This window comes from Reinekea forsetii (assembly GCF_002795845.1).
GTDB lineage: Bacteria > Pseudomonadota > Gammaproteobacteria > Pseudomonadales > Natronospirillaceae > Reinekea > Reinekea forsetii.
The window spans coordinates 2136910-2162323 of record NZ_CP011797.1; the positions used below are offsets into that span (position 1 = coordinate 2136910).

Annotated in this window: 22 protein-coding genes; 3 read left to right on the forward strand and 19 right to left on the reverse strand. The window is 55.1% G+C overall.

The window, feature by feature from the left end; all coding sequences use genetic code 11:
* Window positions 1-101: 101 nt before the first annotated feature.
* The 12 genes from purF to leuC all read right to left on the reverse strand — a co-directional run bounded on the left by purF (window position 102) and on the right by leuC (window position 13773).
* Window positions 102-1622, reverse strand: coding sequence for an amidophosphoribosyltransferase (purF, locus tag REIFOR_RS09905; protein ID WP_100257400.1), 1521 nt, complete (start codon window positions 1620-1622; stop codon window positions 102-104).
* Window positions 1623-1625: 3 nt separating this feature from the next.
* Complete coding sequence (locus REIFOR_RS09910; protein ID WP_100257401.1) at window positions 1626-2117, reverse strand: CvpA family protein; 492 nt, start codon at window positions 2115-2117, stop codon at window positions 1626-1628.
* A 90-nt stretch (window positions 2118-2207) separates the two neighbouring features.
* A complete protein-coding gene (locus REIFOR_RS09915; RefSeq protein WP_158524349.1) occupies window positions 2208-2753 on the reverse strand; it encodes an SPOR domain-containing protein in 546 nt (181 codons plus the stop codon).
* A gap of 1 nt (window position 2754) precedes the next feature.
* Entirely contained in the window at window positions 2755-3972 is a 1218-nt protein-coding gene (locus REIFOR_RS09920; protein WP_100257403.1) for a bifunctional folylpolyglutamate synthase/dihydrofolate synthase, read from the reverse strand.
* Complete coding sequence (accD, locus tag REIFOR_RS09925; RefSeq protein ID WP_100257404.1) at window positions 3956-4819, reverse strand: acetyl-CoA carboxylase, carboxyltransferase subunit beta; 864 nt, start codon at window positions 4817-4819, stop codon at window positions 3956-3958. The genes REIFOR_RS09920 and accD overlap by 17 nt, the downstream gene beginning before the upstream one ends.
* 84 nt (window positions 4820-4903) lie before the next feature.
* On the reverse strand, window positions 4904-5563 hold the full coding sequence (locus REIFOR_RS09930) for a phosphoribosylanthranilate isomerase (RefSeq protein ID WP_100257405.1): 660 nt from the start codon (window positions 5561-5563) through the stop codon (window positions 4904-4906).
* 4 nt (window positions 5564-5567) lie between these two features.
* Window positions 5568-6428 (reverse strand): tRNA pseudouridine(38-40) synthase TruA, encoded by an 861-nt coding sequence (gene truA / locus REIFOR_RS09935; protein ID WP_100257406.1) that lies wholly within the window; start codon window positions 6426-6428, stop codon window positions 5568-5570.
* A gap of 89 nt (window positions 6429-6517) precedes the next feature.
* A complete protein-coding gene (locus tag REIFOR_RS09940; protein WP_100257407.1) occupies window positions 6518-9070 on the reverse strand; it encodes a motility hub landmark protein FimV in 2553 nt (850 codons plus the stop codon).
* Window positions 9071-9447: 377 nt separating this feature from the next.
* Window positions 9448-10563 (reverse strand): aspartate-semialdehyde dehydrogenase, encoded by a 1116-nt coding sequence (asd, locus tag REIFOR_RS09945; RefSeq protein WP_227003829.1) that lies wholly within the window; start codon window positions 10561-10563, stop codon window positions 9448-9450.
* A 48-nt stretch (window positions 10564-10611) separates the two neighbouring features.
* Window positions 10612-11691, reverse strand: a complete 1080-nt coding sequence (gene leuB, locus REIFOR_RS09950) for a 3-isopropylmalate dehydrogenase (RefSeq protein WP_100257409.1) — start codon at window positions 11689-11691, stop codon at window positions 10612-10614.
* A gap of 10 nt (window positions 11692-11701) precedes the next feature.
* Window positions 11702-12349: a 3-isopropylmalate dehydratase small subunit gene (gene leuD / locus REIFOR_RS09955; protein WP_100257410.1), complete on the reverse strand. Its 648-nt coding sequence runs from the start codon at window positions 12347-12349 to the stop codon at window positions 11702-11704.
* On the reverse strand, window positions 12346-13773 hold the full coding sequence (leuC, locus tag REIFOR_RS09960) for a 3-isopropylmalate dehydratase large subunit (RefSeq protein WP_100257411.1): 1428 nt from the start codon (window positions 13771-13773) through the stop codon (window positions 12346-12348). Before leuC ends, leuD begins: the two co-directional genes overlap by 4 nt.
* A 125-nt stretch (window positions 13774-13898) precedes the next feature.
* On the opposite strand from leuC, the gene REIFOR_RS09965 reads away from it, so the two are divergent.
* Window positions 13899-14774, forward strand: coding sequence for a LysR family transcriptional regulator (locus REIFOR_RS09965; protein ID WP_405124672.1), 876 nt, complete (start codon window positions 13899-13901; stop codon window positions 14772-14774).
* Here the strand turns inward: REIFOR_RS09965 and REIFOR_RS09970 are convergent.
* A complete protein-coding gene (locus tag REIFOR_RS09970) occupies window positions 14737-15309 on the reverse strand; it encodes a rhomboid family intramembrane serine protease (RefSeq protein ID WP_158524350.1) in 573 nt (190 codons plus the stop codon). The genes REIFOR_RS09965 and REIFOR_RS09970 overlap by 38 nt on opposite strands.
* 102 nt (window positions 15310-15411) lie before the next feature.
* Here REIFOR_RS09970 and REIFOR_RS09975 point away from each other — a divergent pair, with 102 nt between their 5' ends.
* Together REIFOR_RS09975 and REIFOR_RS09980 are read left to right on the forward strand one after the other, a co-directional pair.
* Complete coding sequence (locus REIFOR_RS09975) at window positions 15412-16299, forward strand: recombination-associated protein RdgC (RefSeq protein WP_158524351.1); 888 nt, start codon at window positions 15412-15414, stop codon at window positions 16297-16299.
* 109 nt (window positions 16300-16408) lie between these two features.
* On the forward strand, window positions 16409-17059 hold the full coding sequence (locus REIFOR_RS09980) for a hypothetical protein (protein WP_145980281.1): 651 nt from the start codon (window positions 16409-16411) through the stop codon (window positions 17057-17059).
* A 7-nt stretch (window positions 17060-17066) separates the two neighbouring features.
* Here REIFOR_RS09980 and REIFOR_RS09985 read toward each other — a convergent pair whose 3' ends face one another.
* The 6 genes from REIFOR_RS09985 to smc all read right to left on the reverse strand — a co-directional run bounded on the left by REIFOR_RS09985 (window position 17067) and on the right by smc (window position 25169).
* Window positions 17067-17525: a DUF2489 domain-containing protein gene (locus REIFOR_RS09985; protein ID WP_100257416.1), complete on the reverse strand. Its 459-nt coding sequence runs from the start codon at window positions 17523-17525 to the stop codon at window positions 17067-17069.
* A gap of 80 nt (window positions 17526-17605) precedes the next feature.
* Window positions 17606-17860: a YheU family protein gene (locus REIFOR_RS09990; RefSeq protein ID WP_100257417.1), complete on the reverse strand. Its 255-nt coding sequence runs from the start codon at window positions 17858-17860 to the stop codon at window positions 17606-17608.
* Between the two features lie 33 nt (window positions 17861-17893).
* Complete coding sequence (locus REIFOR_RS09995; protein WP_100257418.1) at window positions 17894-18340, reverse strand: hypothetical protein; 447 nt, start codon at window positions 18338-18340, stop codon at window positions 17894-17896.
* Window positions 18341-18399: 59 nt separating this feature from the next.
* A complete protein-coding gene (ligA, locus tag REIFOR_RS10000; protein ID WP_100257419.1) occupies window positions 18400-20424 on the reverse strand; it encodes an NAD-dependent DNA ligase LigA in 2025 nt (674 codons plus the stop codon).
* 23 nt (window positions 20425-20447) lie between these two features.
* Window positions 20448-21650 (reverse strand): cell division protein ZipA, encoded by a 1203-nt coding sequence (locus REIFOR_RS10005; protein WP_100257420.1) that lies wholly within the window; start codon window positions 21648-21650, stop codon window positions 20448-20450.
* Window positions 21651-21668: 18 nt separating this feature from the next.
* Entirely contained in the window at window positions 21669-25169 is a 3501-nt protein-coding gene (gene smc / locus REIFOR_RS10010; protein ID WP_100257421.1) for a chromosome segregation protein SMC, read from the reverse strand.
* Window positions 25170-25414: the final 245 nt, after the last annotated feature.

Genomic DNA, 25414 nt, shown 5'->3' on the forward strand with positions numbered 1-25414 from the left:
CCTTAGGTATAGCAAAACCCCATCGGTCCGGCCGGATATTTCCCCCAAACGGCGGCCAAAAAAAAGGCCGCTCAAGGCGGCCTCAGTCGAATCTAGGCGGCTTAGCCCTCATCGTCATTGTGTAGGTCGACCATCGAGGAGTCGCTGACCAGCACCTTGCTTTTGTTGTCGTCTTTGCGCAAAGTCTCGAGCGCGTCCAGATAGGCCTGATCGATATCGCCGGTGACATAGGCACCATCGAAAACCGAGCAGTCAAAATCATGCACATCGGACTTTTTCGTTTGCGTTGCCGTTTTGAGATCTTCCAGCTTCTGATACACCAGCCAGTCGGCGCCGATAGCCTGCCGTATTTCGTCGGTCGTGCGACCGTGCGCGATCAGCTCCTTGGCCGCCGGCATGTCGATACCATAGACGTTGGGGTACAGAACCTCCGGTGCCGCCGAGGCGAAGTAGACATTTTTCGCGCCCGCATCACGGGCCATCTCAATGATTTCATAACAGGTGGTGCCACGAACAATAGAGTCATCGACCAGCAAGACATTCTTGCCCTTAAACTCCAGACCGATGGCATTCAATTTCTGGCGCACCGATTTTCGCCGCTCGGTTTGGCCCGGCATAATAAAGGTCCGGCCGATATAGCGGTTCTTCATAAAGCCTTCGCGGAAATTCACGCCCAATCGATTGGCCAATTGCAGGGCCGAGGTGCGACTGGTATCCGGAATCGGTATAACCACCTCAATATCGTGATCCGGGCGTAACGCCAGGATGCGCTCTGCCAGGGCATCGCCCATGCGCAGCCGAGCCTTATAGACCGAGATGCCATCGATGATGGAATCGGGTCGGGCAAAATAAACAAACTCGAACATGCACGGCGTTTTGTTAACCACTTCGGCGCATTGCTGCACGTGCAGTTCGCCGGCGGCATCGATAAAGATCGCTTCACCGGGGGCCACATCGGCAATCAGCTCAAAGCCAATCACGTCCAGGGCAACACTTTCCGAGGCCACCATATATTCGATGGCGCCGTTGTCCGCAATACGCTTGCCATAGACCAGGGGGCGAATACCATTGGGATCGCGAAAGGCAACCATGCCCAAACCGCTGATCAGCGCGACCACACCATAAGCCCCACGGCAGCGACGATGGACCCCGGCAACCGCGAGGAAAATATCCTTGGGTTCGGGTTTGAGCTTGGCTTGAAGCTGCAATTCATGGGCAAATACGTTGAGCAAGACCTCTGAATCGGAGGTGGTATTGATATGACGCAAATCGGACTGAAACAGGGCCTGATGCAATTCGATCGAGTTGGTCAAATTGCCGTTATGGGCCAGAACAATGCCGTAGGGTGAATTGACGTAAAAAGGCTGGCTCTCAGCAGTACTGCTGTTGCCGGCGGTCGGATAGCGCACATGACCGATACCGATATCACCGACCAAGGACTGCATATGGCGACTGTGAAAGACATCGCGCACCAAGCCATTGCTTTTGCGCAGAAAAAACTTACCCTTGTCTTCGGTGACGATACCCGCAGCATCCTGACCGCGATGCTGTAACACGGTTAGAGCATCATATAACAACTGATTGACCGGTGATTGACCCACGATCCCGACTACACCACACATGCGTTACTCTCCTCCAACTGACAAAATTGCACCCGATGCCTTTTGAATATTTTCGCCAGTCCATCGAATCACCGGTTCAAAATAAGGCAACACCATTGAATCTTGCCAAAACTGGTCCAATGCAAATAGTCGACCCAAGGCTAAAATGGCAACGACTATCACAAGACCCCGTAACAGGCCAAAAACCACCCCCAACACCCGATCCATTCCGGTCAGGCCGGTCATGCGCACAAACTCACCCAACAGGTGGTTGACTAAGGCGCCGACTATTAGGGTGGCTATAAATAGAATAACAAAGGCCGCCGTATAGCGATGAACATCATTGGCCAGCCAATCGACCATCAGCACGGCCAGCTTATCGCTGAACAAGCGCGCAATCAGCAACGCGGCAACCCAAGATGCCAATGACATGGCTTCCTTGGTAAAACCTCGCTTAATGCTGATCAGTGACGAGACAAGCAAGATGCCTGCGATGATCCAATCGATTAACGTCATAGTCATTCCGGCAGTGAAATCGCGCGCATTCTAACAGGTATCATCATTTTGTGAATGCCTTAAATAATACCCAACCAATAGGTCAATAAATCATTCTCGATAGCGGACAATTAATCCCTGAAGACTGAATTTCGTCTTCACCAGGCCATTGAGTCGGTCCGCTACCTGCTTGGTGGGCACCGGCCCGACAAATACCTGGGTAAAGATGGTGCCATCGGAAAGCAGTTTTTTGCGAATATAGGTCTCGAACTCCGCAGCTCGCAGCTGGTCGCGCAGGACATTGGCTTTGTCAATCTCTCGGAAGCTGGCCACCTGAACCGACCACAATCGAGATTGCGTGGCGCTGCTCGACGCCGGCACGGCGATCGGTGCGCTTGCCGGCGGCTCAGCAACGACCGGTTGCGCGGCCTCAACTGGCTCCGTCGCCACAAGTGCGTCACCGGCTTCGACCCTGGTCTCGAACGCAGACACCGGGCTGGGAAGATTCGATAAATCGGGCACTTTCGGCTTTGGCGGGATCTGGGTGATCTGCACCGGGATACGCCCTTCGGCATCGAACAAGACCGGGGCAATCAGCAGTACGGCGGCGGCCAAGACTAGAATCCCGACGACTCGCTGTTGTAATTTACGTTCCAAATCAGTTCTCCAGCAAATTAAGGGCAGCAGCGACTGTGTAGAAAGACCCGCCGATAAACACCGGCTCGCCGGGAAAGTCCCGATCCAGCTGCGCTAAGGCCAACTCTAGCGTCGCAAATTGCGGGCTGTCGGCACGCCCCGTCGCCAGCGCGAGTTGCTCTGCGCTGCAGCCGCGCGGGCCGGCTAGAGTAACAAAGTTAATCGACAAGGCCCCCTGTGCCAACGCCGAGCAAAAGCCCTTGGCGTCCTTATCCTGGACCATACCCAGCACCAGATGGAATTTTTGTGCACCGAACTGGCGAGCGATGTAGGCCGCAGCATGGGGATTGTGGCCGACATCGAGAATATAGTGTCGACCCCTATGTTCGCGTGACTGCATCCGACCCGCCAGTCGAATTGACTGCAAGGCTACTTGAGCCATCACCGGCGTCAGCGCAAAGGGGGACAGACTGAAGGCTTGCAGGGCCGCGGCAGCATTGGCCAGCGGTATGCTGATCGCGCCAGCATCGAGTTCACCCCCTTGCCACACCAACGTTGCACCGACCACCTTATGGTGATCGCCAAACCGATAGGCCTGGGCGCCGACCTGGTCAATATAGGCGTTAAGGGTTTCTGGTAGGTCGCTCGAACCGAGCACAACAGGACGCTGCGCCCGACAAATACCGGCCTTTTCACGCCCAATGGAAGCCAGATCCGGCCCCAAGAAATTTTGGTGATCCAGACCAATATTGGTAATAACAGCAATATCTGGATCGATAATATTCACCGCGTCCAGGCGCCCGCCGAGCCCGACTTCCAATACCCAGACCGACAATTCGGCCTGTTCAAAGAGCCAAAAGGCGGCCAGTGTGGTGAATTCGAAATAGGACAGACTGGTCTCGGCACGCGCCAACTCAACCGCGCACAGCGCTTGGACTAGCAGGTCATCGCTGACTGGCTGGTTATTGATTTGAATGCGTTCGTTGAAATGAAACAGATGGGGTGAGGAATACCAACCGACCGACTGGCCCGCGGCGCGACTCAGGGCGGCCAGAGCCGCTGTGGTGGTACCCTTGCCATTGGTGCCGGCAACGGTAAACACGAAGGGGGGCCGGTCGCGCTGCAGCAGCCGTGCTGCGACAGCGCTCAGGCGAACCAGACCCAGCTCAATTTCCTGAGGGTGAATGGCCTCTATATACGCAAGCCATTGCGCCAATGGCGACTCAATTGATGGGCGCATTCACAAGCTTTTTCAGCAAACCGGCGAGTCGGGGTCGCATATCATGCCGCGCTACGATCATATCGATTGCACCCTTTTCCAGCAAAAATTCGCTGCGTTGAAAGCCTTCAGGCAGTTTTTCGCGCACCGTTTGCTCGATAACGCGCGGACCGGCGAAACCGATCAAAGCATAGGGTTCTGCCACGTTGATATCGCCTAACAGAGCCAAGGAGGCCGAGACGCCACCAAAACAAGGGTCGAGCATGACCGATACATACGGCACACCGGCTTGGCGCAACTTCTCCAGCACGGCACTGGTTTTGGCCATCTGCATCAGTGAAAACAAGGCTTCTTGCATGCGCGCGCCGCCGGATGTGGCAAAACAGATGAACGGGATGTTCTTCTCTAAGGCAACATTGGCGCCGCGCACAAACTTCTCGCCGACAACAGCACCCATGGAGCCACCCATAAAGTTAAAATCGAAGGCTGCTACCACAACCGGCAAGCCCTCAACCAATCCTTCAACGGTAATCAGCGCGTCGTGTTCATTGGTTTTCTTTTGCGCAGCGACCAAACGATCTTTATAGCGCTTACCGTCTTTGAATTTCAGGCGATCTTGCGGTTTGACATCGGCGGCAATTTCAACCCGACCTTCGGCATCCAGGAACAGATCGATACGTCGACGGGCACCAATGCGCATGTGATGTTCACATTTAGGGCACACGTCCGAGTTTTTTTCCAGCTCAGGCCGATACAGGACCGCACTGCACTTGGGACACTTTTTCCACAGCCCTTCCGGTACATTGGATCGATTGTCGGCATCGGACCGAATCATCGAAGGTACGATTTTCTCCAACCAACTGCTCATAATGCCCTCGCTTTGTGATGAATTTGAATTGTTCTATTATTATTGAATACACCCCGTCCGGGAATCACCGAACGGCGGACACACTTATGCCAAAATTTCATTGACGGTTTGATCCGCAGACATCACCGACTGAACAAATAGCGCCATTTTCTGCGCTGACTTGATGCCAGGCGCCGTTTCGATACCGCCACTGACGTCTACAGCATAGGGTCTTATCTGCTCGATGGCTACAGAGACATTGGTTTCTTTTAGCCCACCCGCCAGCATCAGTTTGCCGGCCAACTCGTCGGGCACCAGGGACCAGTCAAAGATGTGGCCGGTACCTCCTGGAATGCCAGGTACATAGGCGTCAAGCAGAATCAGGTCCGCGTCACGGTGCAGGCTAACGAGCTCTACCACCGCGCCGGCGTCTTTTACCCGTAAGGCTTTGATATAGGGCTTGCCAAACTGCTGACAAAATTCGGGCGACTCATAACCGTGAAATTGCAGCATATCGGCCCGTGTTGCGGCAATAACCTCACGCACAAAGCCGGCATCGGGATTCACCATCAGCGCAACACGCCGGGTCAACGCCGTGGTCAACGCGGCCAGGGGTTCTGCTAGGGCCAACGTGAGCGATCGAGGGCTGGGTGGATAAAACACCAGACCCACCGCGTCGACTCCGAGCTGACAGGCGGCAATAAGGTCTTCGGGGCGGGTCATGCCGCACATTTTAATACGCGTGCGACGATAATCAGGAGCCATGGCTTTATACCGGATCAAAAGGGTTCGTCATTGTATCAATAATTGGCTGAATAAAGCTCGGACCCGCTGGCCTATTTGGCAGATCGATCAGATCATAGCGCGCACGGACAAAATACAGCCCGGTTCCCTTCGCCGTGACACCGCCGAGGCGACGCTCCCGACCCTCCAACACCTGGCGGGCCCAATCGATCTCTTGCTGCTCCCGACCGATGGCCAGTAGGACCCCGACCAGATTACGAACCATATGATGCAAAAACCCGTCGGCCCGGACTTGCAGTACCAACAGGTCGCCAAAACGCCGGATGCTCAACTCTTTGAGCGTCTTAACCGGAGAATGGGCCTGACATTCGGCGGCCCGAAAGGCACTGAAATCGTGCCGGCCAAGTAATAGATCGGCCGCGGCTTGCATGCGAATCGCGTCAAGTGGGTTGCGCTCCCAAGTGGCCAGCTCGTGCAGGTGCGCCGAGCGCACCCACTCGTTATGAATAACAAAACGATAGACCCGTTCGGTGGCGGAAAACCGAGCATGGAAACGCTCATCGACTGGGCAGACCCACTTGACCCGAATATCCATCGGCAGCTCACTGTTGATGCCCATCAACCAACCGTAGTCGGAACGCTCGCTGGCGGTATCAAAATGCACCACCTGATTGGTGGCGTGAACGCCGGCGTCGGTTCGACCGGCCACAAAGGTGGCCACCGGTTCGTTAGCCACTCGACTGATGGCCGCCTGCAAAAAGGCCTGAATAGTGGGGACGCCGGTCTTCTGGACTTGCCAGCCACTGTAATGGGTACCCTTAAACTCGATGCATAGGGCCAGCCGAAACCGATCGGTGTTGCGGGTAAAGGGAAATATATCGCTCATCAGGTGGTCGCTAATCCTAGGTAACGGTTGTGCAATAAAAAAGCCGCTGTTAAGCGGCTTCGATTCAGGCTGCAGGGCTTACTGGGGCTTTATAGTTGTCCGAGCAAGGCTTCGGCTTGGGCCTTTTGAGACTCGTTGCCTTCGGCGGCAACCTCCTCCAAAATATCCCGAGCGCCGTCCTTATCGTCCATTTCTATATAGGCTCGAGCTAAATCCAGCTTGGTGCTGGCTTCATCACTGCCGGACAGAAAGTCGAACTCATCTTCGTCTAATTCAGCTTCAATATCGAAGGGATCGGCCGGCGCGGATAAGGTCTCTGGCTCAGCAATATCGGCCGCGGGGGCGGACGCCAATTCAATTTCATCATCGCTCAGCTCAGCTAAGATCTGATCGTCGATCGCGCTGTTCAGCGCCGATTCGGTGTCCAGATCGTCCAGGTCGGCAAACGGATCGTCATCGGCTGACAGTGGATCGGTCAGTTCCAGCTCCGTATCGCTGATTAGCGTGGCTGATTGTTCGTCTTCTTCCGAGGAGAAATCCAGAACCGGCACATCGTCGTCTGCCGTAAGGTCGAGCTCAGCAACGGGCAGAGCCTCGTCCAGATCCCCTAGGTCGAGACTGAAATCCAAGTCATTGGCGAATTCATCGGTCTCTGAGACTGCGTAGTCATCCAGTGCCGAGCCAATGAGCTCGTCGTCCGCTTCTGCCGTCGCGGCTTCATCGCCTGCGCTGTAGTCAATTGCGTTATAGCTTTCAGCCTCTGCGGGCTGGGCATCGAGTTCGTCAAAGTTCAGCTGAACCTCACCCGAGGCGGTCGGCAGCGGGGCTTCGGCGGTGTCCAAATCGACTTCGTCGGCATCCGACTCAACACTCTGACCCGCTACCCCGATCAACATTCTAGCGCGCCATTGTGCGGCCTGCTGCAGTTGTTCACTCGACAAGGAGAGTCGATCAGCCAGCTTGGCAAAGGATCGGGTATCGCCTTTCTCGGCATGCACTTCGAGCAGTTTCATACCGATGTCGGTACGCTCAGGATACTCCGCATAGACTTCCTTGAGCTTCTCTTCGGCCTGGTCATATTTTTGATAAGCCATATACATTTCGGCTTCGACCACGGCATCGAGGGTTTCAGGTTCGTCCTGGGCTGTGGCCTCAAATTCCGCCTCATCTTCAGCTAGCAGGCCCTCTTCGAAGTCGGCGTTGAAGTCATGGAATTCATCGCTCTCCGCAACCGCTTGCCTTAACTCGCTGGGCGCCTCATCGTCGTCATCTTGCTTGCTGCGAAACAAGAAAGGCAAGACCAGCAGGGTTACCACGGCAAGCGCCGCAATGCCCATATTGGTTGTACTGGTCGTAACCCAAGCAAATACCGTACTAATGGCCGCTTTAACCTTATCCAAGATGCTGTCGAGCGTCAGGGCGGTGGTGTCTGCAGGTACAGCGGGCGCAACCACCGCCGGCTCTGCATCGGGCACAACCGCTTGCGCGGCCTCGGTCTGCGCCAAACTTTGCTGCACTTCGGCTAGGCCAGCGTTTTGAATATCGAGCATGCGTTCCATAATCTCGATCTGCTCTTGCAAATCGGCAACCCGAGACTGCAACTCGGTTTTTTCAAGTTCAAATTGATCGTTTAACTCTTCGGCGACGAACAGCTGATTTTGCAGCCGATCGACTTCGGCCGTCACGTCACCGGCCGCCGTGGTGGTCTCGAGCTCACTGTCGGAGGTTAACTCCAGATAACCATCGGGATTGTTCTCCTCGCCACCGACTGGCATTGCGGAGGCGGTATTCTCAGACGCCGATAGTTGCACTTCGGTGTTGTTATTGACCGGGGTCCGCAGTTTCGGTGCGGCGCCGTTGTTCTGCGCCTGCACCTCATTAATGGCCTCATTCAGGGTGCGCGCGGCAATCTGCTGGCTACTCGGCAAGGTCAAAACACTGCCCGCCTTAACCCGGTTAATATTGTTTTTTAAGAAGGCCTTAGGATTTAAGTCCTGTATTGCCAACATAATCTGCTGCGGCGAATAGCCTTCTCCACTGGGGATCTGCAAGGCAATTTCCCAGAGTGTATCGTTCCGTTTAACGCGATATTCACCCTCAGCAAGGCTGTCATCTCGAGGGCTTACCGGCTTCGATACCGGGGCCTGCTCGCTAACGGTGTCGCTAATGACCGTCGTCGTCAGTAACTCGGTGGTCGCCGCGTTCGATGAGGGCTCAACCACCAGTGCGCCGACGGCCAGACCCGTATCGAAAACGGGCGGGTCGAGGAGAATGGTGTACTCTTTTAGTAACCGACCACCTGGCCAGTTTATTTCAACCAGAAAATTCAAAAAGGGTTCGCGAATGGCCTGCTGAGTGGCCAGGGTCACGACGACCTCACCGGAAGCATTTTCCTTTACGCGGAACTGGATGTTAGATAAGAAAAAACTCCGCTCCACCCCGGCCCGGCGAAAATCGTCATTACCCGCGAGCGTCGGCAACACTTCGCCTGCGGTTAAGCCTTGCAGCTGAATCAATTGGATTTCAGCGTCCAAGGGTTCATTCAGATTTGACTTCACCTCAATGTCACCAAGACCTAAACCAAAGGCCGAGCCAACAATGGATAGAAGCGTCACGAGCACTGCAGAAGTTTGTTTTTTCACGATAATCCTTTTCCCTTTTCTTCAACTTTGACAATAAACACCGATCTCGAAGCCTATTGAAGAGGAATCTTGCTTTAAATGGGGTAGCGCCTTGCTAAAAGAGCACCAATTCGAACTTGAAAATCTAATAACCGGTTATTGTAGCCAAAGGTGCAGAAAACACATTCAATAATCCTTATAAGTATTATTTATAAAAGGATTTTTAGCAACAAACGGTGCCAATCAGTTCTCTTTTTGTGACGATTATTCGCCAATCGGGCAAAAAAAAGGCGACCGCTATGGGTCGCCTCTATTTACAGGCTTCTGAATTACAACGAAAAATCGTCTAGCTGGGCTTTTTTAGCGCAAGCGCCAATAAGCTCGAGTGATTCTCCTTGTTAAAGGTCGCCTTTTACAATTGCCAGCATACGGCGCAGTGGCTCGGCGGCGCCCCAAAGCAGTTGATCGCCGACGGTGAAGGCGGAAATATACTCAGGTCCCATCGCCAGTTTGCGAATGCGACCAACCGGAATGGCCAAGGTACCGGTTACCGCGGCCGGCGTCATCTGACTCACGGAAGATTCCTTGTCATTGGGCACCAGGCTGACCCATTCATTGGCATTGCCAATCAGCTGCTCGATGGTCGTTAAGTCAACATCGCGGCGTAGTTTAATGGTCAGCGCCTGGGCATGACAGCGCATCGCACCAATGCGGACACACAGACCGTCGATCGGAATGATGCGCTCACCCGTGGCCAATATTTTGTTCGCCTCTACCTGAGCCTTCCATTCTTCTTTGGACTGGCCACTGGCCATGGCCTTATCGATCCAAGGGATCAAGCTGCCTGCCAATGGTACGCCAAACTGCTCGGCTGGGTAGTCGTCGGAACGAATGAAGTCGGCGACCCGACGGTCGAGATCGAGAATGGCACTGGCCGGGTCATCAAGCAGAGGTTGAGCGACCGTGCCCATGGCGCGCATCTGACTCATCAATTCGCGCATGTTTTTGGCACCGGCACCGGATGCGGCTTGATAGGTCATAGGCGAGACCCACTCGATCAGATCCTCGGCGAACAGACCGTGCAGGCCCAGCAACATCAAGCTAACGGTGCAGTTACCGCCGACAAAGGTCTTCAACCCGGTCTCGATACCACGATCGATCGCGCTGCGGTTAATCGGATCGAGGACGATCAACGCATCGTCCGCCATGCGCAGTGTGGAGGCCGCATCGATCCAGTAGCCCTGCCAACCGCTTTGGCGCAGCGGGCCATATACTGCCTCGGTATAGTCGCCACCCTGACAAGTCAGGATCGCATCGCACGCGCTCAGCGCCGATAGATCGTTGGCATCGGCCAATGGACTAGAGCCTTGGCCGACATCCGGACCGGCCTGACCGGCCTGACTGGTGGTGAAAAATACCGCTTCAATGTTGTCAAAGTCGCGCTCTTCTCGCATCCGCTGCATCAACACCGAACCGACCATACCGCGCCAACCTACAAAGCCTACTTTCATAATCTATTCTCCAATCCCTGTATTGCGTGCAAATTCTGTTAATTTTTGAAATTAAGCCTGTAATGCGGCCAGTACGGCATCGCCCATCTGGGAGGTCGATACCCGTTCGGTTCCGACACTGTAAATGTCCGCGGTACGCAAACCCTGATCCAGTACCTGGCCCACAGCCGCCTCAATCGCCAGAGCCGCGGCCTCAGCGCTGAGTGAGTAACGCAACATCATCGCCACGGATAAGATAGTCGCCAACGGATTGGCAATGCCCTGCCCAGCAATATCGGGCGCACTGCCATGAATCGGCTCATACATGCCCTTACCATTGGCATCCAAAGACGCGGACGGTAACATGCCGATGGAGCCAGTTAACATCGCGGCGCAATCGGACAGTATGTCGCCAAACATATTGCCGGTGACCATGACATCAAACTGCTTGGGTGCGCGCACCAGTTGCATGGCGGCATTATCAACATACATATGGCTGAGTTCGACGTCCGGATATTCGGCGGACAATTCAATCATCACATCGCGCCAGAGCACCGTTGCCTCGAGGACATTGGCCTTATCGACCGAACACAGTTTCTTGCCGCGCTTTTGCGCCGCAACAAAGGCCTGACGGCCGATGCGCCGGATCTCGGTTTCGTTGTAAATGTAGGTATTGAAGCCTTCTCGATCACCCTGGGCATTGATGCGCACGCCACGTGGCTGACCAAAATAGATACCCCCGGTCAGCTCGCGGACGATCAACAGATCCAAACCCGCCACCAATTCAGGCTTCAATGAGCTGGCATCGGCCAGTTGCGGGTACAGAATGGCTGGGCGAAGGTTGCCAAACAGATTCAGCCCGGCACGCAGACCCAACAGCCCTCTTTCTGGCCGCAGCGCCATATCGACCTTGTCCCACTTGGGGCCGCCGACGGCACCCAAGAGCACCGCGTCACTCTCTTGCGCGAGCGCTAGGGTGGCCGCGGATAAGGGTTCGCCATGGGCATCGATAGCTGAACCGCCGACCAGATCGTGCACACTGACCAAATCGAGGGCAAAACTGTCGTTGACTGAGGCAAGAATTCGCTCGGCCTGAGCCATGATTTCCGGACCGATGCCATCACCGGGCAGTATCAATATTTGTCGTGACATGGAGAATACCTTATTTAATTTGGCCAAAGACCCAGGGATGCTGTTGCGCATGGGTCAACTCATATTGTTTGATTTTGTCGGCTTCTAACAGCGTAAGACCTATATCGTCGAGTCCATTTACCAGACAATGCTTTCTAAAATCATTGACCTCAAAAGCCACGCTATTGCCGTCGGCATCGATCACCTGCTGATTGGGCAGATCAACGGTCAGAGTAAAGCCGACTTGCGCATCGAGTCGTTTAAACCAACGCTCGATTTGGCCGTCGTCGACAACAATAGGTAGAACGCCATTTTTAAAGCAGTTGTTATAAAAGATATCGGCAAAGCTGCTGGCAATCACCACGCGAAAGCCATAGTCCTCGAGTGCCCAAGGCGCGTGTTCGCGGCTTGAACCGCAGCCGAAGTTGGCACGACTCAGGAGGATAGACGCCCCGGCAAAGCGAGCCTGATTGAGCGGAAAGTCGGGATTCAACGGCCGCTGACTGCTGTCTTGGCCCGGCTGACCTTCGTCCAAATAACGCAGCTGATCAAACAGATTGGGGCCGAAACCACTGCGTTTAATCGACTTAAGGAACTGCTTCGGAATGATCATGTCGGTATCAACATTGGATCGATCCATCGGGGCAACCAGCCCAGTTACGGTAGTTAAGGCTTTCATGATTGGGCTCCCATTTGGCTGATGTCGACAAAATGACCGGCAATAGCCGCGGCCGCGGCCATGGCCGGACTGACCAGATGGGTGCGTCCGCCGAACCCTTGGCGACCTTCAAAGTTGCGATTCGATGTGGAAGCACAGTGTTCACCCTGGCCCAATTTGTCGGCGTTCATCGCCAGACACATCGAGCACCCCGGCTCACGCCATTCAAAGCCAGCGGCGATAAAGATCTTATCCAACCCCTCGGCTTCAGCTTGCTGCTTGACCAGGCCACTGCCCGGCACGACTAAGGCCTGTTTTAGGCTGGCCGAGACCTGCTGACCGTTGGCGACTGCCGCCGCGGCGCGCAAATCTTCGATACGCGAATTGGTGCAAGAACCGATAAAGACGCGGTCGAGCTGAATATCTTGAATCTTTTGGTTGGCCTGCAAGCCCATATAGACCAGGGCCCGTTCGATTGCGGCGCGTTGTTCAAGGTTGGCGATGGCGGCCGGATCGGGCACTAGAGCACTGACCCCCAAGACCATTTCCGGTGACGTGCCCCAGGTGACCTGAGGTTCAATATCGGCGGCATCGAGCACCACTTCGCGGTCAAAGACCGCCTCTGGGTCACTGACCAAATGCTGCCAGGCATCGGCCGCCTGATCCCACAGAGCGCCCTTGGGCGCAAAGGTTCGCCCCTTAAAGTAATCGATGGTGGTTTGGTCAACCGCCACCATACCGGCGCGCGCGCCTGCTTCGATGGCCATATTACAGACCGTCATCCGCCCTTCCATGCTCAACGCTTGGATCGCCGGGCCGGCAAATTCGATCGCATGGCCGGTACCACCGGCCGTGCCGATCTGACCGATAATATATAACACCAGGTCCTTCGCGGTGACGGTCGAACGGGCAATTCCCTTGACGGTTATGCGCATGTTTTTCATTTTTTGTTGAATCAAGCACTGGGTGGCCAATACGTGTTCAACTTCTGAAGTCCCAATACCAAAGGCTAAGGCACCCATGGCGCCGTGCGTAGAGGTATGGGAGTCGCCACAGACGATGGTCATGCCGGGCAACGTTGCGCCCTGCTCGGGGCCGACAACGTGCACGATGCCCTGATTGATATCATCCATATCGAACTGGCGCACCCCATAATCCTGACAATTATCGTCCAGGGTCTGGACCTGGATGCGGGAGATCTCATCGCTGATGCCGGCAATACCCGCCGCACGCTCGGTGCGCGTGGTCGGCACATTGTGATCGGGGGTCGCGATATTGGTATCGAGACGCCACGGTTTACGACCGGCTAAGCGCAGACCTTCGAATGCCTGGGGTGAGGTCACCTCGTGCAACAACTGGCGGTCGATATAGATCAGCGCGGTGCCGTCTGCGCGACTGGAAACCACATGGGAGTGCCATAATTTGTCATATAGGGTCTGTGCCATAAAGGACCTGCCTGAGTTGGGTTTAGCGACTATTTTGAGTGATCTGGACATTGTAAATAGACATTTAGATAATACAAATTTATTATTTTTATATAATCCATTCCAAATAGGAATACTTTATCGATATCCCCAGCTTAGAAGCTTTTCTGGCCGTTGCCGAACTCGGCTCATTTAGCCGCGCCGGCGAGCGCCTGTTTCTGACTCAGCCGGCCATCTCCAAACGCATCGCAAATTTGGAGAGCCAACTGGCGTGTCCGTTGTTTGATCGCATCGGGCGCGACGTCTACCTCACCGAGGCCGGAGAACTATTGCGCCTGCGCGCGCGCGCCGTCATCGACGAATTACGAGACATTCAAACCTCGGTAAGCCAACTCAATAATCGCGACATCCGCCAGCTGAGCATGGCCAGCAGTCACCATATAGGTTTGCACTATCTAGGGCCATTGCTCAAGGCCTTTGTCGATCAAAACCCGTTGGCTCAGCTGGACTTGCGCTTTATGGAATCTGAGCTGGCCATCGCCAGCCTGTTGAAGCGGGAGGTCGAATTGGTTTTTACCACCATTCCCAGCCCGCTCAACAATTTACTCGATGCCCAGGTGATTTGGCGCGACCAGCTAAAGTTTGTCGTCGCCCCTGACCACCCGTTAGCGCGTCGCCAAGGCACGGTGCGCCTCAATGAGCTGACCCAGACCACGGCCATTTTGCCGGACCCACAGACCACCACCTATCAAATTATCGAACAAACCTTTCAGCGTCACCATATTCCCCTCAAGCGGGTACTGAACGTCAACTATCTAGAAACCATCCGCGCCCTGGTCGCCAATGGCCTGGGTTGGAGCCTATTGCCGGCGACTATGATTGATGACAGCCTGGCGATCTTAAGCGTCGACAAGGTTGAATTGACGCGCAACCTGGGCATTATTTGGCACCGCCAACGCACCATCAGTCGCGCTGCGGAAGTCTTTATGACCTTGCTGGCACAAGCCACCGCAGCGCGCTAAAGCCAAGACCGGCGAGCAGGCCCCAGAGGTGTGCGCGATAGGCGATATCGGCCTCGATAAAGTCGCCAACCCAAGAGGACGAAGCCATGGGCATGGACACCCAGCCGTTTTCGGCGCACACCTTCACGCTGACGGCGGCGATAAAGACTAGCCGCACGGGCAATGAGTAATAAGGCGACTGGGCGGCCAGCACCACTAACCAGCCGTAGAGCAGGCCCGATAAGCCGACATAGAGGCCATAGTCAGAGGCCCAGAGCATGATACTGGCGACCAGCCAAACCGTCACCAACCCCACGCCATCGGCGAGCGAAATACGCGGCGGCACCAATAGCCCCATAACCACCAGGCCCCATTGATTGAGCAACCAATGGCGCAGGTTCAACTGGACTAGCCAGGCGGTAAAGGGCCGCCAAAGCTGCCCCATAGCGGTCTTAGCTGCATCATACTGCAACGCCTCGGAGAGCAGCGGCAGGGAGCAGAGTAGAGTGCCGAACGACAGCCAGAGCAGCCCTCGAACGGTGGGTCGAACGGTCAAAAACCGTTCCATTACTAACAGGGTTGGCCTGAACTTTATCATGCAATTTATCTACAAAACGGTACAATGCCGGCCTCAGATCTGAAGCCAGTGGTTAATAGAATGTGGTTTAAAAACGTACAGGTTTATACCTTCACCGAAGAGTTCAGCCATTCCACCGAGCAAATGGAAGCCGCGCTAGCAAAATTCCCCTTTACGCCCCTGAGCCAATTGCAGGAAACGACTTTCGGCTGGGTAGCGCCCTTTAAAGATTCCGATATTTTGGTTGAAACGGTGGCCGGACGGATTTTCCTCTGCGCCCAAATCCAGGATAAGATCCTACCAGCTAGCGTCATTAATGACTATTTGCTTGAGCGCTTAGACGCTCTGGAAGAGGCCGAAGGTCGCCGAGCCGGCAAAAAGGAGCGCGAGCAGCTCAAAGAAGACGTTCGGGCCGAGCTACTGCCTAAGGCTTTTCATAAAACTCGCCGAGTGAGCGCATGGATCGATCCTAAGAACAAATGGCTGGTGGTCAATGCATCCAGTGAGAAATCAGCCGATGATTTTACCGCCCAGTTGCGCGAAGCCTTGGGTACCCTGTCGGTCGTGCCATTGGCCAAATCAGCCTCCGGTGCGGAAATCTTAACCAGTTGGTATCTGGACTCGACTACCCTACCGACCGGTACCGAGTTAGAGGCCGAAATGGAGCTAACCATGGTGCAGGATCCGGCGGTTAAGGCCAAGTATAAGAATCTCGACTTGGCTGCACCAGAGATCCAACTGTCACTCGACAGCGGTATGCGTATTCGCCAAATCGCGATGGCCTTTGCCGACCAGTGCCAGTTTGTTCTCAATGAAAAATTTCAGATCAAGCGGCTGAAATATGAAGACAAGTTGGTGGAACAGGCCAATGATTCCGACGACCCGCGCAGCGATGCCCTGATGATGAGTGACACCCTGAGTCAATTATTGTTACTGTTGGAACCCTATACGCTCAGCGAAGGCGTTTAGGCTAGAAGATTCTGTCGTCGCGTTGTTTGCGCCGACGGCAGAACGTGACTGGCGAGCAACTGCTATTCTGTGATCAAATGGCAGCAACAGTTTCGCTGGGATGCGTCAAATGGCACCAAGATACCTCAGATCAGTACTGGGTTCACTGCTTAGCGCCGGATTGGCGTGCTTTTGCGGTGCCGACAGCGTCGTTCCCGCGGCCAATGTGCAACCGCCCCCGGTGCAATCGCCCCGCCCCTCCCTACCCGCTATTGCCCCCACCTCGAACACTGTATCAACCCCGCCCGATACAAGGGTCAAGAACGACGGTCTAGAGATTGATGGTCTAGAGATTGATGTTCTGGAGATTGATGGTCTGGAGATTGACGGCCCGGTGGCGAATGTCGTTGAGGTCAGCGAAAGTTTTTATCGCTTGGTTTTGGATGATACCGGCCAAGGCTTTAACCGCGTGGCGACCGCTGAAGCACGCCCAGGTGACCTGATCGAGCTGGTGATCAGGGCGGTCAATCAAAGCGATCGAACACTGGAAGATATTGAGTTGATCAACAGCGTGCCATCTGGTGCCATCCAGTTGCTTGCCGATTCGTTCCAATGGGATCCCAGTAAGGGCCTGTACCGTATTTCGCGCGATGGCGAAACCTTCTTTCAGGCCGATGCCGACCTCGACCCGGCGGATATCCACTTTATCCAGTGGCTCATCTTTTCGCTTAGGCCGGCAGAGTCGCTGCAACTGGCCTATCGCATACAGATTGATCCCTGAGCCCGGCTCAGGCGGGCGGTTGAAAGGTGACCAGCTGTTGAAAACAACCGAGCAGCTGTTGCCGATAGCGCCCTTCGATGTCGATACGACTTTGATCTTGGGCCTTGCGCTCTGCGGAGGTTAATTTCTTGCGCTGTTCGTGGGTGTCAAAGCCCTGCAGATGTTCATAGACCTCGTCCAGCACCTCAAAGGGGGCCCGAATTTCGGCTGGCAACAGCAAGGCGTCCAACAACACCTTACAGCGGATGGTCGCCTCCGATAGGTTTAGGTCGTTGTTCACCACGGTGCCGGCAATTAATTGCAGGCTTTCGATCAGGTAGACCCGTTGTTCCGCTTGCTTCTGTGCCAAAGCCTGTTGTTTCAGCTCATTTTCTGCCGCCTGTTGGCGAACCTGCCATAGATATCGTCCTGCAATTGCTGCTAGAACCACGATTATCGTGATCGCTAAGCCTAATAACACCATCATGTTTTTGTGCTCCACTTATTCGGCCCGCCTCTTGCCAGCGAGCGCTTAAATCGACGGCGACCGTGGCCGTCGACACCTAGTTAACCGTTGTTAAATTCATCCACTGGCCAAGTGGGCAAGATACTGACCGCGTCGGCATCGACCAGGTTAATGGTTTGACTTTCGTCATCCCAGGTAACGACCAGTTTTTTGCGCCGCATTTGCTCGATGACCTGCTCGATCACCTGATCGCGATCCTCAATGTCGCCTACCCAATCCTGGGACTGACGACTTAACCAGTCCTCAATAACTGCGCTTAACACCTCAGATGCCAGTCGTTCATGGGGTATTATCATAATGCTATATCAATCCTAGGGTTTTATCGGGGGTTACCGAATTGGCTGGGTATTCAGCCGAAATGACACATCCTGCTCCCATTCACAGCGCACCGATAAGTCTTCACTGGGGGCATGAAAGGCACAAGCGCTTTCCCAATAAAAGGTGTGTTTGCCCGACAGTTCCGTTTCCAGATGGACCGTCGCGGCGACCCAGTACATGCTTTTCAGTAGGGCTTCAAACTTTTTCAGCCATTGCGCCCAATGGTATTCCACGGCCTGATAGGAGGCCGCAAAATGAATCACCTGGGTCTGATAGGTGCCCTGTTCGAGCTCGTCTTCTGGAATCGAAAACATACTGCTGGTGAGATAGGGAAAAATATCCAGGTCATCTAATGCCAGTAAGGCGGCACAATTTATCAGCCGGCTGCGCACCTGAAACTGGCTGTCGTTGGACACAACATCCTTAATAATGCCATACACTATCGTTTCTTGATCCATGTCCGCCTCAAACTGATGGTTATTAATGCCCTGCGCAGGCCCGCTTCATATCGTCAAGGTTAAGCCTGCCAGAGCCCCTGGTCGGTCAGCCAGCGAATAAAGTCCGCCTCGTCCATCACCGGAATATTGAGTTCGGTGGCCTTGTTCAATTTACTGCCTGCTCCGGGCCCTGCGACAACCTGGGTGGTTTTTGCTGATACGCTGCCAGCCACCTTGGCGCCCAGTCGAAGCAGATAGTCTTTAGCCTCGTCGCGACTCATCTGGTCGATCTTACCGGTCACCACCCAGGTTTGGCCACTGAGCAACAGCGCCTGCTCGGAGACGACCTCATCGTCCCAGTGCACACCCAGGGCGATCAAACGCGCGACTTCGACACGGTTCTGCGGCTCGGAGAAATAACTCACCACGTGGGCGGCAACCTTGGGGCCGACGTCCTCAACTTCCAGGAGCTGCTCTTCAGTGGCGGCCATCAGTTTATCCATGGTAGCAAAATAACGCGCCAAATTGCGCGCGGTGGTTTCGCCGACCTCGCGGATGCCCAAGGCAAATAGAAAGCGCGCTAGGCTGGTGTGCTTACTCTGCTCGATGGCCGCTAACAGCTTCTCGACCGACTTGTTGCCCATGCGCTCCAGGCCAATCAGCTGTGCAGGCTGCAACTCGAACAGGGCACTGGCCGAATGAATCAGGTTGGCACTAAGCAGTGCGTCGATAATTTTTTCACCGCAACCGTCTATATCTAGAGCCTTGCGCGAGACGAAGTGTTTGAGCGCTTCGCGCCGTTGCGCACTGCAAAAAATGCCCCCAGTACAGCGCATGACCGACTCACCCTCGATCCGCTCAACCTTGGAGGCGCACTCGGGACAGACTGCCGGCACCTCAATCCGTTCGGCGGTAGCTGGTCGATCGGCCACCACGACACGCGCGACCTTGGGGATCACATCGCCGGCGCGATGGACAATCACTCGATCGCCAATGCGCACATCCAAACGTTCGATTTCATCCATATTGTGCAGCGTGGCATTACTGACCGTGACCCCGCCGACAAAAACCGGTTCAAGCCGCGCGACCGGCGTTAGGGCGCCAGTCCGGCCGACCTGAAACTCAACGGCGAGCAGTCGGGTCATTTCTTCCTGCGCCGGGAATTTACGCGCGATGGCCCAGCGCGGGGCCCGCGAGACGAACCCCAGCCGGTTCTGCAGGGCGAAGTTATTGACCTTGTAGACGATGCCGTCGATCTCATAGGCCAAACTGTCGCGCCGGGTTTCGAGCTGTTGATAGTAGGCCTCGATGCCCTCGATGCCCTGCACGACGGCCTGTTCGGCATTTATATTCAAGCCCCAACGGCCGAATTGAGCCATCAGTTCACTCTGGGTAGCGGGCAACTCGCCCCCGGCTGAGTAGCCGACCGAATAACAGCACATTTCCAGCGGGCGCAGCGCGGTCAGCTTAGAGTCGAGCTGGCGCAGGCTGCCCGAGGCTGCATTGCGTGGATTGACAAATACCTTCTCATCGCGCGCCAAGGCCAGGCGATTCATCCGTTCAAAACCGGCCTTGGGCATATAGATCTCACCGCGCACTTCTAGCTCTTGAGGCCAGTCGTCGCCCTGTAACTGCAAGGGGATACTGCGGATGGTACGCACGTTGCTGGTGATATCCTCGCCCGTCGAGCCATCGCCGCGAGTCGCTCCGCGCACCAGTTGACCCTGCTCATAGAGCAAGCTAACGGCGATGCCGTCCAACTTAGGCTCACAGGCAAACTCGATCGAGGCGGGGTTATTGAGCCGGTCTTGGAGCCGTTTGACAAAGGCGGCCAGATCCTCACCACTGAAGGCATTGTCCAAGGACAGCATCGGCACCCGGTGGGCGACCGTGACGAAGCCTTCGGCCGCCTGGCCCGCGACCCGCTGACTCGGTGAGCTTGGGGTAATCCAATCCGGATGGTCGAGCTCGATGGCGGTTAATGCCAGCATCAGACGATCGTATTCGGCATCGGGGACGGTCGATTCATTGAGCACGTAATATTCGTAATCGTAGCGGGAGAGCTGTTCGATCAACTCCAGATACTGGGTGCGAACCACAGACATAGGGTTTCCTGTCACTAGAGCGGTTAAGTAGGAATCATCTTAGAGCGGACAAAGGAGCGTAATTTTTCCCGATAATATTCCAAACGCTGTGGCGTGACAGAATTGTGATCCTCATCGAGCATGTCGGCGTCCAGATGCTTCGCCAAATAGCGGCCCATTTCATACATATGATCGAACGCTTCCAGGGTGTTGGCAGCGGTGGGCAACTGCATAAAGAGCGTTACCCCCGGCGTATTCACCTGATTCATGCTGTCCGGGTTAAAGGTTCCCGGCTGAACGCAATTGGCTAAGGAAAATTCGGAATAGCCCTGCGGGTTGCGATAATGAAAGATCTCCATCGGACCATGGCGCAAACCGGCCGTTAACAACAATTCCAAGACCGCACTGCCGGATAATTCGCCGTCGTTTTTGGCCATAATGTGCATAATAACCAATTCTTCCACCGGTCCGGGATTGACCCGAGACTCAACGGCTGCTGGGCTGGACTCAGGCGTCATCTCCGAGATGCCGGCGCCGGGCCGGGCTGCCGTCTTGGCTGCAGGGCCGGGAAGGTCATCGACCTCCGCTGCGGATTCATAGCGATCGACTGGTTCCGCGTCGTACTGACCAGAATCGTTCTCTGAAACAGACTCTTGATAGGCATAAGGTTCGTCTTCAAGATCAGCTTCTGTGAAGGGGTTGGGCTGTTCCGTTACATCAGACTCTGGATAGCGGCCTAGCTCTTCCATCGTGAAGGTGGGCTGCTCAGTAGCTCGCTTAGGTTCGGGTGTTTGCGGGCTTTGCTCAGCGTCGTTAAACATCGCCATCGGCTCAGCCTCCGGCTCTGAGCTGCTAATAGCGTCATCGGTTTCGGTCATAGCCTGGGTGAAATCAAGCTCCGACTGCAGTGCGGCCTTTTGCCGGGCCTCATCGGACAGTGCGACCTCGGCCCGCTCTTCCCCGACCTCGACACGCTCCATCAACATGGGCACACGCTCGCGCAAGTTGAGGCGTTGCTTGAGCAGGGACTGCTCAGCATTCGACATCTCGCGCACCACCCGTGCACCGCCATTAGGTAACTCTCGAGCCACCTGGGCTTTACGCGCCAGCTCTTCAGGATCTTGATAATCGTCGTCCACCGGTATGGTTTTCGTCGGTATCTTGATTTTCATGCGCCGCACGCCATCAATCAGAATAACGATGATTGCGAACACACCTAAAGCAACAATAATTTCTCGTAATTCCATAAGTTCTACCTAAGCCGGTTACATGGCTGCCATTTGGGCTGCTTCTTCGACATTTACTGTCACCAACCGAGAAACACCCGGTTCGTTCATGGTGACGCCCATCAACTGATGGGCCATCTCCATTGCCGCCTTGTTATGTGTAATATATATAAACTGTACGTGTTCCGACATGGCTTCGACCAATTTAGCGTAACGATCCACGTTGGCGTCATCCAATGGCGCATCCACCTCGTCCAACATGCAGAAGGGCGCGGGGTTCAGCCGGAAAATTGAAAACACTAGGGCGATCGCGGTTAGAGCCTTTTCGCCGCCGGATAACAGATGAATGGTGCTGTTTTTCTTACCCGGGGGCCGGGCCATAATGGCGACACCGGTATCGAGCAGGTCTTCACTGGTCAATTCCAGATAGGCGTGCCCGCCGCCAAATACCTTGGGAAATAATTCCTGCAGGCCACTGTTGACCCGATCGAAGGTCTCTTTAAAGCGCGTGCGGGTTTCTTTATCGATTTTCCGGATTGCATTGTCCAGAACTTCGAGCGCTTTTTGCAGGTCCAGATCCTGTTCGTCCAGATAGCGTTTGCGCTCGCCCTGAGTTTGATATTCTTCGATCGCGGCCAAATTGATCGGTCCGAGACGCTGAATTTTAGTGGCCGTGCGCTCCAGCGAGGCTTCCCAGTCGGCTTCGTTAGCCTCTTCGGGCAAATTCTCAACCACGGTGGCCAGGTCGAATTGCTGCTCAGCCAACTGTTCCTGCAGGGTGCTGCGCCGCGTCATCGAGGCTTGGGCCGCCATTCGGCTTGCCTCAAGAGCGCTGCGCGAGGTGGCTGCCTGCTGATCGAGGCCATGGCGTTGCTGCTCGAGATCGCGCATCCGGCTATCGGTATGATCGACAATTGCTCGCTTTTCGGCTAACTGCTCTTCCAGTTCGAGCCGGCGTTCGAGCCGATCTTCAAGTTCCATCTGCACATCATCTTGCGGATCATCGCGCAAGGTCACTTGTTCATTGAGTTTGGCCAAGCGTTCTGCCGCTCGAGCTTTGGCGGCTTGGGCGCGTTCAAAGGCGATCTGAAAGGCGTCCACCTCGGCCTGCAATTGTTGCCGCTTTAATTGCATTTGGTGCTGTTGGTCACGACTCAGACGCACCACATCGCGTTGTTCGTCAATATCGATACGGTATTCTTCGCGCTCACCCACCAAGGCATCGCGCTCATCGACGTCGTCTTCCATCGAATCGAGCGCCTGCTGCAATTCTTCCCGATTCAGTGTCAGCGCTTCGCGTTCTTCAGCAATTTGGTGCTCAACCTCGCCGATGTCCTGATCGAGGCGCAGGCGCCGAGCCTGCAACTCTTCGGCCTGGACTCGTTTACCACCCAGCTCTGCTCTGATATCGGCTAGGGCGCGGTTCAATTGTTGATTTTCAATCTGCAGTTGATCGCGATCTTCTTCCACAGCTTTGAGCTGCATTTGGGCCACATCAAGGTTCACCGCCAAATCGTCTTCGCTGGCTTCGAGCTCATCGATGAGCTCGACCAACTGCTCGGCTTCCTGTTGCAGACTCAATAAACCGTGTTGATTGGCCTCGCCCCGGCTCAGACGCAGCCAGTTCGGCCCGACCCAAATGCCATCTTGGGTAATGCAGCTCTCGCCCGGTTGCAAGGTCGGTTGCAGAGCCAGCGCAGCCTCCAAAGAGACGACCGCTCGGACCGGGGCCAACCAGCTGCGCAACGACCGGTCACAGCGCACCTTACTGAGTAGCGAGTCGGCCGATACCGGCATACTGACGCTGGTAGCGCTGATCAGGGTTAGGGTGCCATCTTTAAAGCGTGCCAAGGGCTCGAGCAAAGCGCCGAGATCCTCAACACAGATCGCCTGCAGCGATTCACCCAATACGGTCTCGACCGCAGTCTCCCAACCCGGAGTCACTTGCAGGTCTTGGGCTAGACGCTTCGCTTCACGCAGTTGGTGGCTGGCCAACCAGTCTTGCACACCGGGCGCTTCATCGCCCAGAGAGGCCTTAATGAGCGCTTTAACTGTGCTATGGCGCGCGTTTTTTTGCTGCAACTCATGGCGCGCCTGAGTTAAGGCGCTGCGGTTGGTTTCCAGGGTCTCGCGCTGCACCAGCATGCGTTCCGATAAGTCATCGAAGCGGATTTGACCGTCCTCACCCTTAATCTCAAGCCGTTCCGACTCCTCGATCAGGCGGGCCAAATTTTCAGCTTCCGGATTATCGGCAATTGCCTGACGCTCTTGATGCAGAGACTCTTGACGCCGGTGTAACTGTTCGGCGACCCGTTCAAGGTGCTGTATGCGCGACTGGGCTACTTCGGCCTGACGCTTGGGGCCTTGGGCATTGAGATTAAAGGCGTCCCACTTACCCTGCCAGGCGCTCTGTTTTTCTTCCAACAGCACCAAGCGGTCAGTCGCCTGTTCGGTACGTTCTTCAGCGGCCTCCAGTTCCGGCTCCAAAAAGGTAAGGGACTCGCGTTTCTCTTCAACCTTGTCGGTGTCGGTTGCCGCTTCGCCGGCGGCTTCGTGCAACTGGCGCTCCGCTTCTTGAATATCCTGTAACAACTGAACCGACTGCTCTTGGCGGTGGTGCAGGGTCTGTTCGAATCGGGCAATCTCATTGCCGAGCTGATAAAACTGTTCTTGGACCCGATTAAAGGCCTCTGTAGCGTCGTGGTGTTGTTCGCGCAGGATTTCCACTTCGAGGTCTATGTGTCGTTGTTGGGCGACGAAGGATTCGTACTGCGTCTCGAGCTCGGCGATCTTGAGTTCCTGATGACTGACGTCTTGGTGCAGCCGCTGCCAGCGCAAAGCCGACAACTGGGCGCGGGTTTGCCGCTCCTCGGCCTTTAAGGTCTTATATTTTTCGGCCGATTGGGCTTGGCGTTGCAGATGCTGCAGTTGACGTTCGAGCTCTTCGCGCAGATCGGTTAAACGTTCGAGGTTTTCCCGCGTGCGACGCATACGGTTTTCGGTCTCTCGGCGACGTTCTTTGTAACGCGATATTCCGGCGGCCTCTTCGATATAGACGCGCAACTCTTCGGGCTTGGATTCAATCAAGCGCGAGATCATGCCCTGCTCGATAATGGCATAGGAGCGTGCGCCCAAGCCGGTGCCGAGGAAAATGTCGGTGACATCCTTGCGGCGGCACTTGGTGCCATTTAAAAAATAGCTTGAATCACCATCACGCGTCACCTTGCGGCGAATTGAGACTTCGTTGTAGGCGGCAAATTCGCCTCGCAGGGTGTGATCGGAATTGTCAAACACCAACTCGACACTGCACTGACTGACTGGCTTGCGCGAACTGCTGCCATTAAAAATGACGTCCGTTTTCGATTCCCCGCGCAGATGTTTGGCCGACGACTCGCCCATCACCCAACGCACCGCATCGATGGTGTTTGACTTGCCACAGCCATTCGGGCCGACGATCGCCGACAGATTGGTTGGAAAAGGAATTGTCGTCGGGTCCACAAATGACTTGAAACCGGCAAGTTTGACACTTTTTAAGCGCATCTAGTCCTAAAATCTATAATGTACAGTTAGGGTCGATTCTAGCGTCAATCGGGGCTGGGGGGAACCCAAACAAAAAGGTCATTTTAGCCAGACTATTCAATAACTTAGCGATTTTCCAGATCTGAAGGGGTGGCATTGGGCTGCGTTAACGGCAGCACCCGAGTCAGGTTAACTCGGGCCGAATCCCTTGCGCCACAACAGGGGGCCAAAAAAAACCCCGACCGGATGCTCGGTCAGGGTTTTTT